Origin of the sequence: Actinophytocola sp., assembly GCF_035634895.1 — a bacterium.
Taxonomy (GTDB): domain Bacteria; phylum Actinomycetota; class Actinomycetes; order Mycobacteriales; family Pseudonocardiaceae; genus Actinophytocola.
This window is the reverse complement of record NZ_DASQCC010000095.1, coordinates 42,965-55,747: the sequence shown is the minus strand read 5'-3', so window position 1 is coordinate 55,747 and position 12,783 is coordinate 42,965. Positions and strand designations below refer to the sequence as shown.

The window sequence follows — 12,783 nt, the reverse complement described above, 5'->3', positions numbered from 1 at the left end:
CGTCTCGACGCGGTTCAGCCGCGGCCGTGGGGTGCCTGCCAGTCGGTGAGCGGACCCTTCGGCACGATGCGGCTCGGGTTGATCACGTCGTGCGTGGCGTAGTAGTGGCGCTTGATGTGGTCGAAGTCGACCGTGTCGCCGAAGCCCGGGGTCTGGAACAGGTCCCGCGCGTACGCCCACAGCACCGGCATCTCCGCCAGCTTGTTCCGGTTGCACTTGAAGTGGTTGTGGTAGACGGCGTCGAACCGGACGAGGGTCGTGAACAGGCGGATGTCGGCCTCGGTGAGCTGGTCGCCGACCAGGTAACGCTGGTTCGACAGGCGCGTCGACAGGCGGTCCAGCTCGGCGAACAACGCGTCGTAGGCCTCCTCGTACGCCTCCTGGCTGCCGGCGAAGCCGCAGCGGTAGACCCCGTTGTTGACGTTGCGGAAGATCGGCTCGATGACCTCGTCGATCTCGGCCCGCAGCGCCGCCGGGTACAGGTCGGGCGCGCCGGGCTTGTGGAACTCGCGCCACTCGGTCGAGAAGTCGAGGGTGATCTGGGGGTAGTCGTTGGTGACCACCTGGCCCGTCGGCACGTCGACGATCGACGGGACGGTGACGCGCCCCTCGTAGGTCGGGTCGGTCCTCAGGTACGCCTCGGACAGGTACTCGATGCCCAGCACGGGGTCGCGGTCACCGTCGTCGAGGGTGAAGCGCCAGCCTTTCTCGTCGCGGATCGGGTCGACCACCGCGAGGGAGATGGCGTCCTCCAGGCCCAGCAGGCCACGCACGATCAGGGCCCGGTGCGCCCACGGACAGGCGAGGCAGACAACCAGCCGGTACCTGCCGGGCTCCGCCTGCCAGCCCGACGAGCCGTCGGCGGTGATGCGGTTGGTGAAGCGGTTCGTCTGCCGGACGAACTCGCCGCTCTTGGACGTTTCCTTGCCGAACTGGAGTGTCGCCATGCCTTCGAATCTAGGCTTCCGCCATGCGCTTCCTCTACCCGCCGACCGAGACGCACGACGCCGGCATGCTCGACGTGGGCGACGGGCATCGGGTGTACTGGGAGGTCAGCGGCAGTCCCGACGGCAAGCCGGTGGTGTTCCTGCACGGCGGGCCGGGTTCGGGCACCTCACCGTTGCAGCGGCGGTTCTTCGACGCATCGGCGTACCGGATCGTGCTGTTCGACCAGCGGGGGTGCGGGCGCAGCACACCGCATGTCGCGACGAGGGACCCGGACGAGCACAACACGACGTGGCACCTCGTGACGGACATGGAGGCGTTGCGGGAGCACCTGGGGATCGAGCGGTGGCAGCTGTTCGGCGGGTCGTGGGGCGCGACGCTGGCGCTGGCGTACGCGCAGAGATACCCCGAACGGGTGACGGAGATCATCCTGCGGGGTGTGTTCCTGCTCCGGCGGTCGGAACTGGACTGGCTGTACCGGGGCGGTGCGGGGGCGTTGTTCCCGGCGGAATGGGCGGCGTTCACGTCGCTGGTGCCGGACGGGGACATTCTCGAGGGGTACCAACGGTTGTTGCGGGACCCGGCGCGCGCGGCGGAGGCGGCGGCCGCGTGGAGTGGCTGGGAGGCGGCGGTCGTGTCGATGAGCCCGACGCCCGCCATGACCGCGGGCTACGGGGAGCCGAGGTTCGCGATCGCGTTCGCGCGGCTGGCGCTGCACTACTTCACGCACGACGGGTGGCTCGGGGAGGACCAGCTGATCCGGGACGCGGGGAAGCTGGCGGGGATTCCGGGGCGGATCGTGCAGGGGCGGTTCGACCTCGTCACGCCGCCGGTGACCGCCTGGGAGCTGCACCGGGCGTGGCCGGACTCGACGCTGAACATCCTGCCGAAGGCCGGGCACGCGATCACCGACCACGGCGTGGTGCCCGCCCTGCTGGACGCTACGGACGAGTTCCGGCCGTGAGCGAGGCGTGCGCCTCGACCAGCGACGGGCCGCACCAGGTCAGGAAGCGGCCGTTGACCAGTGCGTACGGCAGCCCCGGGAAGGACTCCGGGCCGTCGGCGGCGGTGAACTCGTACGGCTCGTCCGGGAGGACGACGAGGTCGGCGCCCTTGTCGTTGAGCTCGTCGAGGGGTGGGCGCGGGTAGCGGTCGGCGTGGTAGGCGTACGCGTTGGCGATGCCCAGGCGGTGCAGCACGTCGCCCGCGAAGGTGTCCCTGCCGACCACGATCCACGGGCGGCGCCACACCGGGATGACCGCCGTCGCCCACACGGGAGCCGAGGTGCGCCAGAGGTCTTCCGCCTCGACCAGCCACGACGGTTCGGGGAGGTCCAGGCCCTGGGTGAGCAGGCGGCGTACCGAGCCGAGGCCCTCCGGCACCGTCGCCGCGGCCGTTGTCACCCACACGGGTATGCCGTTGGCACGGAGGCGGGCCACGTCCTCCGGGCGGTTCTCCTCGGCGTTGGCGACCACCAGGTCTGGGCGCAGGTCGAGGACCGCGTCCACGGTCGGGTATTTCGAACCACCTACCCGGGGCACATCCAGGTCCGGCGGGTGCGTGCAGTAGTCGGTGGCGCCGACGAGCAGCCCCGGGCGGGTGGTCTCGATCGCGTCCGTCAGGGACGGGACCAGGCTCACCAGCCGGCGCGGCGGGCCGGCCAACGTGACGGGCTCGCCCAGGTCATCCACCAGCACGGCGTGCCTCCTCCGCCAGCACGTCGGCGTGGCAGGCGGCCGGCGCACACCAGCAACCCAGCGCGCGACCGGCCAGCTCGGCGGGAATCCTCCGCAGCAGGGACGGGTGCTCCCGTAGGTGCTGCCGGTACCGGGACACCATGCCGGCGCGGTCCGTGCCGGCCTGCTTCACGAACGGGTTCGCGAACGGCGACTCCGGCCAGTCGTGCCGGTTGCCGGCGTGCCCGACGTAGGTGAGCAGATCCTCGGCAACCAGCCACGGCACCAGCCGCCGGTGCGGCCCGCCCTTGCGCACGTTCACCACCACCGTCTCGCCGGACAGCACCGCGATCGCCAACTCGCGCTCGGCGGCGGTCCACTGCTCGGCTCCCGCTGGCAGCGCGATCATCTAGTGTCCCGCGCCGGAAATCAGGCAGCTAATTCGGCGGCCCAGCTTCCCGCTGGCGGCGTTGCCGGTCCGCCCAAGTACGACCCAGTACGAGGGCGAACCGGCGCCTTGCCAGCAGAAACCTGGATCCACCGACTTGATCACCGCATCTCCGGCGCGGGACACTAGACGTCCGTGACACGGATTCCGGCGTGGGCCTTGTAGCGCCGGTTGATCGCGATCAGGTTCGCGGTGAACGCCTCGACCTGGTGGGCGTTGCGCAACCGGCCGCCGTACACGCCACGCATGCCGGGAATCGCGTCGGCCAGCGCACGGACCAGGTCGGTCGCGTCGCGGTCGTCGCCGAGGACCAGTACATCCGTGTCCATCTCGGGGATCGACAGGTCGACGAGGTGCACGGCCGAGACGTGGTGGAACGCCGCCGTCACGCGGGACTCCGGCAGCAGCCGCGCCGCCTGTTGCGCCGCGCTCCCCTCCTCGACGGGCAGCGCGAACGGGCCCTGCTTGTCGAACCCGAGCGGGTTCACGCAGTCGATCACGATCTTGCCGCGCAGCTGTTCACGCAGCGAGGTCAGCAGTTCGCCGTGGCCCTCCCACGGCACCGCGACCAGCACGACGTCCGCGGCGGCGGCCGTACCCGCGTTGTCCAGGCCGGTGACGCCCAGCTCGCTCGCCGTGGCCTCGGCCCGCTCGGCGCTGCGCGATCCGATGATCACCTTGATGCCGGCCTTCGCCCAGCGCAGCGCGAGGCCCTTGCCCTGCGGGCCGGTGCCCCCGAGCACCCCCACGGTCAGGCCTGTCACGTCCGTCAACGTTCCTCCTGTGTCAGCTTCGCGGGCTCGAAGACGACCTTACGAGTGTCCGCGTCCACCTGGGTCAAACGCACGCGGACCGTCTCCCCTTCCGCAAGGTTGCCACCGGCACACTTCGCGATCACCGGCGGATCGGGCAGGAACACCTCCGCCGAGCTGCCTTCCGACCGCAGCACGATCGCGTCGAACTCCTGCCCGATGCGGTCCGCCAGCACCCACGCCTCGGTCTGGTCGAGGCAGGCCTTCTCGACGCGGGCGGCGAGCGTGTCGGAGCCGGCCATGAGGTCGGGCAGCTCGGGCAGGGCCGCACGCACCCAGTCCGGGACGGGCCGATCCGCGACGACCGCGAGACAGATCTCCGCGCCGAACCGGTCGACGAGCCTGCGCAGCGGCGCGGTGACGTGCGCGTACGGCGCCGCGATGCCGGCATGCGTGGTCCGCTCGGGCGCGGCGCCGTCGAACACCGTGTAGCCCGCGCCGCGCAGGAGGCGGGTGGCGTCCATGTAGAGGGCGAGGGCCTCGGGCCGGTCGGGGTCGAGGCCGGCGAGCAACTCGGCGGCCTCCATGGCCCTGGGCCAGGTGATGCCGAGCGAGCGGGCGGAGCGGCGCAGCCACTTGACGGCACCGTTCTCCGGGTCGGGCAGCGTGCGCAGGATGCCGACGCCCGCGGTCAGCATCAGCTCGGCCGCGGCCATGCCGGTGAGCAGGGAGATCTCGGCGTTCCACGCATCGACGTCGGTGCGGGGGCGCAGGACGAGCTGCCAGCCGGTGCCGTCCGGCGCGATCTCCTGGTCCGGTAACTGGAGCTCGACGGCGCCGCGTTCGATTGCCAGCGCGCGGCGGAGGCGGCCGATGGCCGGCAGCTCCTTGATCGAGGGGTGCGCGGTGTCCTGGGCGAAGGCGGCCTGGACGGAGTCGTAGTCGAAGCGGGCCTGGGAGCGGACGAGCGCGCGGCGCACGTGGGCGTGTTCGAGGGCGCCATCGCCGTCGCAGTCGAGGGTCCAGAGCGCGGCGGGCGCGACCTGGCCGGGCAGGAGGCTGGCGGCGCCCTCGCTCAGAACCGTGGGGTGGAGGGGGACGTTGCCGTCCGGGAGGTAGATCGTCTGGCCGCGGCGGCGGACCTCGTGGTCCACCGCGCCGCCGGGGGTGACGAACGCGCCGAGGTCGGCGATGGCGTAATGGACGCGGAACCCGGCGCCGCGACGTTCGACGGCCATGGCCTGGTCGAGGTCCCTGGCGCCGGGCGGGTCGATCGTGACCAGCGGGAGGTGGGTGGCGTCCTCGCGGTCGTCGTCACGCCGGTCGCCGGCGGCACGCTCGGCCTCCTCGAGGACGGCCGGCGGGAAGTCGGTGGGCAGCGCGAACTCGTCCCGGACCCTGGTGAAGCCGATCCGTTCGCTGTTCGCACGCACTACCACGCGGGCACACTAGCCCACGGTTCCGCCTTCCCGGCGCCTTGAGTGCTGGTCACGCGCGGACTTCCCCGCGAAGCCCGAGGCCGGCTGGCTAGTCGTCGTCCCATTCCTTGTTGGCCTTGTCCCATGCCTCGGAACGGGACTTGGCGATCTCCAGGGCACGGGAGGCGGTCTCGCGGTCCGGATAGGGGCCGAGCCGGTCGACGGCCGGGCAGACCTCGCCGTGCTCGACGGTGTTGTGCCTCGTGCAGTAGTACCAACCGGGGTCCGGGTTGTTGTCGACCATGGAATGAGCCTACGGCGGAGGAAGGCTCCGTGGCACGACGAAGAATCGCGTCGTTCTCAGGCCGGTGAGGTCGGTCGCGGCCACGGCGCCTGCGCGGTGGCCGGTGGCGCCGGGAAGCCGCGTGGCGGGGTGTCCTGGTTGGCGTTGCGGTACTCCCCCGGGATCGGGTCCAGCACCGACACCAGGACCTCGGTCTCCTCCGGGTTGTCGATGCGCCGGCCGGTGCGCTCCCGGTAGACCAGCTCGCCGTCCACGTCGATCTCGACCAGGTAGCCGGCCTCTGCCAGCTGGTCCTCGTCCAGGTTGACGAGCTTCTCCCTGCGGGAGGGCACGACCCGGTACTCCGGCCAGTCGAGGTGGGCGAACGTCTGGTGGAACTCCGCCAGGATCTGGTGCAGCGCGTTCTGCCACGCCAGCGGCATGGCCCCCATCAGGGACTTCGGCAGCACGACGTAGCCGTCGGACGTGCCGGGATGCGGCGCACGGAGGTAGTCCGGCAGCGCCGACCGCATCGGTTCCGGGGTGAACATGGTCATCGGCAGCCCCTCAGCTCTCACACGCCTGGCCGTACGGCCTGGTCCATCAACTCCGCCTCGCCCCAGCGGACCGGGCGGATGTGCACTGGCACGCCCGTCTGCTGTGCCTCCACGATCTTGCCGTCCCCCAGATACATCGCGACATGGTGGATCGTGTCCGGGTTGCTCGTGTCGTAGGCCCAGAACAGCAGGTCGCCGGGCTGCGCCTCCGTGACGGGCAGCATCGCGCCGGCCCGGAACTGCTGCCGGGAAACCCTCGGAAGGGTGACACCCGCGTCCCGGTACGCCTGGAGCATGAGGCTGGAGCAGTCGAACGAGCTCTGCTGGTTGGTGCCCGCGCCCCACACGTACGGCTTGCCCTGCTGGCCCAGCGCCCACTCGATCGCGTGGCCCGCGGCCTGGGTCGGCGCGGGCACCAGCAGGCCGGTGCCCTGGCCGCAACCCGTCGGGTCCGGGACCAGGCCCACGTTGCCGATCAGGTGGGCGGCCATGGCCTCCCACTTGTGGTACCGGTCCGGGAAGGCCGACCGCTCGACGTCCTGGGCCGACTCGCCGGGGCGCTGCTGCTCCCAGTTCGGGAGCCTGCCCAGCACGTCGTAGAACTTGTTGATCGCGTAGTGCGGGTCCCTGACCTGGTCCGGCGTGCCCCAACCCATCGAGGGGCGCATCTGGAACATGCCCTCGGAGTCGCGGTCGCCGTGGTCCAGGTTGCGCAGGCCGGACTCGGTCATGCCGGCCTGGATCGCGACCTGCCACGCGAGCGGCGGCAGCTGGCGGTCCTTGCCGATGGAGATGATCAGCGCGACGTTCCCACGCTGGTCGTCGTTCAGCCGGGCCGCGTCGGCCGCGCCGCTGCCGGCCGGGCCCGCGGTGATCGGGCCGAGCGTGGCGTTGCAGTCCATGCTCATGGCCCTGGCCTGGTCGGCGGCCTGGTCCTGCGACACGACCTGCGTGACCGCGGTGACGCCCGCGACCGCGACGGTCGCGACCACCACGAGTCCCCCGACGACCAGCGCGCTCTTCATCGGGCCACCTGCTCGTAGTACGCGACCCGCCAGCCGTCCGGCGTCTCGATCACGGTGATGAGCAGGTCGCCGGCGTCGGTCGCCAGCCTGACCTTGACCGAGCTGGTGAAGGACTCGACAGCGGTCGGGTCACCGGTGACCTTGCTGGCCGGGATGTTCGCCGGCTCCACCGTGGACATCTCGGTGAGCTGTTCCTCGGTGGTGAACGGGCGCAGCCCGTCGAGCCACTGCTCGTTGGTGACGCCGGCCGGGTGGTTGACCCAGGCCTTGCCCCACGAGTCGGCGACGTCCAGCGCGGCCGGGGCAGGCGGCGCGGACTCGGGGGTCTCGGTGAGCGTGGTGATCCTGGTGGGCAGGCTGCTCGTGGTCGTGGTGCCCGTCGCGCCCGACGTGTTGGTGACGGGTGTGTTCCGGGTGGTCGTCGTGCCGTTCGCGGCCTCGGCGGCGGCGCCGCGTGAGCGGTCGTTCGAGCCGGTCAGCTGCGGGATGATGATGCCGGCGGCGACGACGAAGACGGCCACGACGAACACCACGACCGCCAGGTGGCGGGGCGAGCGCATCGGCCAGCCCCACAGGCGTCGGTACACCGCGGCGCGTCCACGGTTGGTGCGGATCGGCATGTCATCTCACCACCGCGTCGGTCCCACGGGGCCCGTCCCGCAACGGCATCCGGCGCGGCGCCTGCTCCCGCACCTCGAGCCCACGCGAGGGCCGGTACACGACGTGCACCGGGCGACCGGCGACCATCTCGACGTCGGCCGGGCGTGGGTTCGGCCGCGGGACCTGCGGCGCCGGGTCGTACCGGCCCTCGTTGCGACGGGTGGTGACCTGGGAGGGGACGACCATGGCGTCCTCGCCGTACTCGCCGTGCACCGGGTTCGTGTCGACGATCCGGCTGCGGCGCGGCGGCAGGGCACCGTTCGGGTCGTTGCGGCCGCCGGGACTGCTCGGCATGAGCACCGGGGCGCCGTCGCCGCCCGCCGACGGCAGGCCGAACGTGCCGGTGCCGATGGCGGTCCTGCGGGTGTCGAGCCGCTCCGCGGTCGCGGTGATGGGACCGGCCGCCTCCGGCCGCGGCCGCCGTCCGCCGCGGGTGGTGGTGACGGTGTCGCCGGCCAGTCTCTCGTCGTTGAGGTTGTCCCAGAACTCGTCCTGCGGGCCCCGCTGGTCGGCACCCTTGCGGCCGCGGCGGAAGCGGGAGAACAGGCCACCGCCGGACGGGACGGTGGCGCCCACCGCGCCGACGGACAGCTCGATCATCTGCCACATGCGTTTCATGGGCCGTCCGACCAGCAGGAACACGAACGTCACGATGCCGGCGAGCAGCATCTGGGTCAGCATCGACAGCTGCACGTCCGGACCGAAGATCAGCTGCAGGAACTTGAAGTGGATCCCGGCCAGCATGGCCAGGATCAGCACGTTCAGCACGACGGCGCCGACGGCACGGCCCACCTTGCGCAGGATGTCGTGGTGGACGAGCGCCACCAGGCCGATGACCGGGGCGGCCAGCGTGAAGATCCGCAGCAGCAGCTGTGCCAGGAGCACGGCCAGTTTCGCGAGGAACTGGAACAGCGAGTAGCAGATCGCCTGGAAGAACGCCAGGAACCCCGCACCGGTGCGGCTGCCCTCGGTACCACGGAAGTAGCCCTGGGCGGAGCCGAGATCGTTGTAGATCTTCTGGTATTCGGCGCGCTTCGCGGCTTCCGCCTCGTCGTTCGCGTCGTTGCCCGACACCAGGTCGTCACGGGTCCATGCCTGCGCGGCCAGGAGCTCCCGGCCGTACTGGAGCGCCTTGGGGTCGTCCGGCTTGCCGAACTCGCCACGCAGCCAGTTCTCGTACACCACCCGCGTGTGCAGTTCGTTCGGCAACACGTGCTGACGCACGTCGTCGCGGTTGGGATCCTCGAAGCCGTTCTGGATCCCCGTCGTCGTGTCGACGATCAACCTGTCGATCGCGTCGTAGTTGTTGACGAGGACCAGGGTCGAGGCGGCCAGCCACATTCCACCGAGCGCGTAGAGCCCCCGCCGGGACACCGCCGCCAGGTCGCCCTTCCAGATCTGCCGGAACATCAACACGGCCAGGATCAGCATGAAGATGCTGAACAGCTGCATGTAGATGTTGTCGAACACGGCGTTCGCCGCCTTGCCGATCTGCTGGTTCAACCCGCCGAGGACGCCGCCGTTGTAGAGCGTGTAGTGCAGCGAGTTGGTGGCGCCGACGATGTTCTTGCCGAGGTTGAACAGTTCGTTGCCGGCCCAGGTGTCGATCGTGACGCTGGGATCGGAGATCGACAGCGGCTTCTGGCAGTCGGGGTCGTAGACGTGCCAGACCATGCCCGCGTACCCGTGGTCGCGGTAGGGACTGTTGGGGAACTTGTCGTCGGTGTAGGGGACGCCGCTGTCCTTGCCGCCCCGCAGGCCGTTGCCCTGCGGCGGGTCGATGGCGCCGACCATGCCCGCGCCGGGGCGTTCGGGGAACGGGGCACAGCTCGTGTCCGTCTGCTGTGCCATCGCGGGGGTGCCGACGATTGCCTGCATCCCGAGGATGGCCGCCACCAGGGTGAGAGAAGCAACCCGACCCCTGCGACGGGTCGGGTTCACGGATTGTCGTCTTTTTCGCCGCCGTGCCGTGAAGAACAGCACGGCGGCAACCACCACCAGGGTCGTGATCATGCTGCGCCGCCTTCGCCGGCCCCGTCCGAGCGGCGGGGGAGTCGAATGCATGAGGGTGGATGCCGCTCACTGAGTACGCGATGACTCGCTACGCACGCTGTGCTCATGCGGCATCTACCCGCCCGCGTTTACTCGCCTTCTTGCCATTGCCGTTGCCGTCCGGATCCAGGTCCGGGCCGTCGTCGGTGAGGCCCAGCTCGAAATCCGCGGCCAGGTCGAACTCCTCCTGCTCCTCGGCGTACTCCGTGGCGCCGTCGCGGGGTTCGGAGGTGTCGTCGGACGGGAGCTCCGGGACGTGGGTCTCGGGCTGGAGCACGGCGCCCATGCCCGCGGTCGCCTCGCGCATGGCGTCCGGCGTGGTGTCCATGACGCCGCGGAGGTGGTCCAGGTGCGGGCCGGACAGGTCGATGCGGATGCGTTCCACGCCACCGGCGCCGTCGGCGAAGACGAACTGCCTCGGCGCCGTGTCGCGGACCGCGTCCCGGTGTCCGCCGGGGCGGCGGCCCAGTGACGCGATGACCTGCTCGTACCCGGCGCCCACCGGCACCTTCAGCAGCCGCAGCGCGTCCTCCTGTGCGTGGTCGTCGTCCAGCCTGCCGACGAACACCGAGTCCAGCAGCGCGACGAAGCCCTGGATGCGGAGGAAGTCGGCCGGGATCTGGGACGACAGCAGGACACGCACGTTCCATTTACGGGAGTCGCGGGCGAACCGGTTCATGAGCACCCGGCCCGTCGGGACCTCGGACAGGAAGAACGCCTCGTCGATCCAGACGCCCTTGCGCGCGTCCTTCGGCCGCTCGTAGATCGACCGCTGTGTCAGCCACGCCGCCAGGTTCAGCATCTCGACGCCGAGTGACTCCGCGTCGGTCCAGTGCTCGCGCCCCACGCCGTCCTTCGGCAGCGTCAGGCCCGCCATGGTCATCACGGTCAGCCGGTCGTCGCGGGTCTCGTTGTACGGGTCGGCGTCCTTCTCCGGGATGAGCAGGGACATGCGCTCACGCATCTCGTCGAGGAAGTCAGCGACCACCACCGCGTGCTCGTGGTGCTCCGACGCGTCCCGGCGCAACGCCTCGAACACCAGGCTCGGGTCGGCCTCGGCGCGGCCGCCGACCATGCGGACCGCGCGCAGCAGCACGATCCTGGTCTGCGGCATGCGGGCGATGTCGTAGGGCAGCAGGCCGGTCAGCACGTCCAGCGCCAGCCGCCGCCGGGTCGCGGCCGCGAGCGCCTTCTCCCGCCGCCACGCGCGCTCGGGGTCGTCCTCGTCCCGGAAGTGGTCGAACAGCGGTTCGGCCACCACCCGGTACGGGTTGAGGATCCCGGGTTGCGCGTTCAGGAGGTTGATCGGCCGCGCGTACGGCCGCAGCTCCGGCAGGTCGCACAGGCGGGTCAGCGGGCCGGAGGGGTCGAGGATCGTCCAGTGCGCCCCGGCCCGCAGCGTCTTGTAGACGATGCCGCCACCGAGGAACGACTTGCCGCCACCCAGGCCCGCCACCATCGCGGTCAGCCCAGAGCCGTCGCGGATCTCCTGCGCCATCCACGGGTCCCACGCCACCGGGCGCCGGGTCGCCGTGCACGTCTCGCCGAGCAGGATGCCCCGGCGGTCGCCCACCTCGGCGGTCGCGGTCGGGACGGCGGCCGCGGCCCAGACGACCGAGCCACGCCGCATGTACGCCGAGGACGCCAGCGACTCCCCCGGGATGAACTCCCTGGCCAGCGCGTACTGCGCCTCCGGGTGCTCGATGGCGACCTTCGGCTTGTACAGCTCCAGCACCTGCTGCGCCAGCCGGAGCGCGTCGCGCTCGGTCGGGCCGGACACCGCAAGCCGCCACCACGAGCGCACCCGGGTGGCCAGCGCGGTGAAGCCCGACGTCATCTCGTCGTCGATCTCCAGCACCCGGGACGCCTGCCGGGCCAGCGACTGCGGCGGCTCCAGCTCGTGCTCGTCGGTGTAGTGCCGGACCTGCGAGCGGACCTTGTTCATCTGCCGTGACAGCTCGCCCTGGACCTCTTCCGGGCGGCGCACGTACAGGCGGGCCGACCACTCCACACTGGCCGCGAGCCGGTCGGAGTGTTGCAGCCACGGGTCGTCGATCTCGGGGATCTGCAGGCCGTGCATCTGCCCGACCGTCAGCACGGCGACGTGGCGGGTCATGCCGGCGTTCGAGCCGGTCCGGCCGCGCACGGTCACCGTCGGCGAGTACGGCTCCTGGTGGAAGTCCGCCGCGTCGGTGAACGACGCCAGGTCCTCCGGCTCCCACACCGAGTCCGGCACCGCCGGCAGGTTCCGGGGCGCGGGCAGGCCCAGCGAGCACGACCGGTGCATCAGCCAGGACATCTCCTGCGCGGACGCCGGCCGGCCCTCCAGCCCGGCGGACGAGATCACCTGGTCGAGGTGCTCGACCTCGGAGTCGATGGCCAGCAGCTCGGCGTCGACCGCGGCCGGGAAGATCTTCCGCAGCAGCGGCGCGGCCCGCTCCACGGCCCGGTCGACCATGTTGCGGGTCTGCACCTGGACACCCAGGTAGACCTCCTTCTCGGCCATCGAACGGCCCAGCAGCTGCTGTTGCTCGCCGATCAGGTAGTCGTCGAAGGACAGCGCGCCCGGCACGTCCGGCAGTCGGCTGACCGTGTTGTGCACGTGCGCCTCGGCCCACATCCGGATCGGGTAGGGCCGGTTCGTGACCCGCAGGTGCAGCCAGCGGCCCGCGAGTTCCGCGTACTGGCCGGCGATCGCCGCGACGAGGTCCTGGCGCTGCGAGTCCGAGCGGAACGACCAGCGCTGCGGCGCGAGCCGGTACCAGGCGAACACGTCGGTGCCGTTGCGGAGAAGGTGACCGTCGATGCTGCGGGCCGCGATCGACGGGGTGTAGGTCGGAATGGCCTGCTCCCCGGGGAGACGACGGTTGCGCTTGTTGTCGCCGGCTGGGCGGTACTGCGGGGTGGGGGGTAGCTGCGCCTGCCTCGCCATGGGTGGGTCGAGCCGGGCATGGTCCGGGGCCGCGT

Annotated in this window: 12 protein-coding genes; 1 reads left to right on the top strand and 11 read right to left on the bottom strand. The window is 71.1% G+C overall.

What is annotated here, in order from left to right:
- Positions 1-14: 14 nt before the first annotated feature.
- Complete coding sequence (locus VET29_RS13280) at positions 15-947, bottom strand: glutathione S-transferase family protein (RefSeq protein ID WP_324919663.1); 933 nt, start codon at positions 945-947, stop codon at positions 15-17.
- Between the two features lie 23 nt (positions 948-970).
- Here VET29_RS13280 and pip point away from each other — a divergent pair, with 23 nt between their 5' ends.
- A complete protein-coding gene (gene pip / locus VET29_RS13275) occupies positions 971-1,909 on the top strand; it encodes a prolyl aminopeptidase (RefSeq protein WP_324919661.1) in 939 nt (312 codons plus the stop codon).
- On the opposite strand, the gene VET29_RS13270 is transcribed toward pip, so the two are convergent.
- From VET29_RS13270 to VET29_RS13225, 10 genes are all read right to left on the bottom strand, one after another.
- Positions 1,887-2,639, bottom strand: coding sequence for a helical backbone metal receptor (locus tag VET29_RS13270; RefSeq protein ID WP_324919693.1), 753 nt, complete (start codon positions 2,637-2,639; stop codon positions 1,887-1,889). The genes pip and VET29_RS13270 overlap by 23 nt on opposite strands.
- Positions 2,629-3,030 (bottom strand): DUF4326 domain-containing protein, encoded by a 402-nt coding sequence (locus VET29_RS13265; RefSeq protein WP_324919659.1) that lies wholly within the window; start codon positions 3,028-3,030, stop codon positions 2,629-2,631. The genes VET29_RS13270 and VET29_RS13265 overlap by 11 nt, the downstream gene beginning before the upstream one ends.
- Before the next feature lie 164 nt (positions 3,031-3,194).
- On the bottom strand, positions 3,195-3,842 hold the full coding sequence (gene npdG / locus VET29_RS13260; RefSeq protein WP_324919657.1) for an NADPH-dependent F420 reductase: 648 nt from the start codon (positions 3,840-3,842) through the stop codon (positions 3,195-3,197).
- Entirely contained in the window at positions 3,839-5,260 is a 1,422-nt protein-coding gene (locus tag VET29_RS13255; protein ID WP_324919655.1) for an RNB domain-containing ribonuclease, read from the bottom strand. The genes npdG and VET29_RS13255 overlap by 4 nt, the downstream gene beginning before the upstream one ends.
- Before the next feature lie 88 nt (positions 5,261-5,348).
- Positions 5,349-5,543, bottom strand: coding sequence for a hypothetical protein (locus tag VET29_RS13250; protein WP_324919653.1), 195 nt, complete (start codon positions 5,541-5,543; stop codon positions 5,349-5,351).
- A 56-nt stretch (positions 5,544-5,599) separates the two neighbouring features.
- Positions 5,600-6,079, bottom strand: coding sequence for a hypothetical protein (locus tag VET29_RS13245; RefSeq protein ID WP_324919651.1), 480 nt, complete (start codon positions 6,077-6,079; stop codon positions 5,600-5,602).
- Between the two features lie 17 nt (positions 6,080-6,096).
- Complete coding sequence (locus VET29_RS13240; protein WP_324919649.1) at positions 6,097-7,104, bottom strand: C40 family peptidase; 1,008 nt, start codon at positions 7,102-7,104, stop codon at positions 6,097-6,099.
- Positions 7,101-7,724 carry a hypothetical protein gene (locus tag VET29_RS13235; protein WP_324919647.1) on the bottom strand — a complete coding sequence of 208 codons (624 nt, stop codon included), beginning with the start codon at positions 7,722-7,724 and terminating at the stop codon, positions 7,101-7,103. The genes VET29_RS13240 and VET29_RS13235 overlap by 4 nt, the downstream gene beginning before the upstream one ends.
- Before the next feature lies 1 nt (position 7,725).
- Complete coding sequence (locus VET29_RS13230) at positions 7,726-9,660, bottom strand: magnesium transporter (RefSeq protein WP_324919645.1); 1,935 nt, start codon at positions 9,658-9,660, stop codon at positions 7,726-7,728.
- 220 nt (positions 9,661-9,880) lie between these two features.
- Positions 9,881-12,748 carry an ATP-binding protein gene (locus VET29_RS13225; protein WP_324919691.1) on the bottom strand — a complete coding sequence of 956 codons (2,868 nt, stop codon included), beginning with the start codon at positions 12,746-12,748 and terminating at the stop codon, positions 9,881-9,883.
- Between the last annotated feature and the right edge of the window lie 35 nt (positions 12,749-12,783).

Excerpts from the sequence above, each read along its gene's own strand:
- VET29_RS13280 (WP_324919663.1), bottom strand. The coding sequence starts at position 947 with ATGGCGACACTCCAGTTCGGCAAGGAAACGTCCAAGAGCGGCGAGTTC.
- pip (WP_324919661.1), top strand. The coding sequence starts at position 971 with ATGCGCTTCCTCTACCCGCCGACCGAGACGCACGACGCCGGCATGCTC.
- VET29_RS13265 (WP_324919659.1), bottom strand. The coding sequence starts at position 3,030 with ATGATCGCGCTGCCAGCGGGAGCCGAGCAGTGGACCGCCGCCGAGCGC.
- VET29_RS13250 (WP_324919653.1), bottom strand. The coding sequence starts at position 5,543 with ATGGTCGACAACAACCCGGACCCCGGTTGGTACTACTGCACGAGGCAC.
- VET29_RS13245 (WP_324919651.1), bottom strand. The coding sequence starts at position 6,079 with ATGACCATGTTCACCCCGGAACCGATGCGGTCGGCGCTGCCGGACTAC.
- VET29_RS13240 (WP_324919649.1), bottom strand. The coding sequence starts at position 7,104 with ATGAAGAGCGCGCTGGTCGTCGGGGGACTCGTGGTGGTCGCGACCGTC.
- VET29_RS13235 (WP_324919647.1), bottom strand. The coding sequence starts at position 7,724 with ATGCCGATCCGCACCAACCGTGGACGCGCCGCGGTGTACCGACGCCTG.
- VET29_RS13225 (WP_324919691.1), bottom strand. The coding sequence starts at position 12,748 with ATGGCGAGGCAGGCGCAGCTACCCCCCACCCCGCAGTACCGCCCAGCC.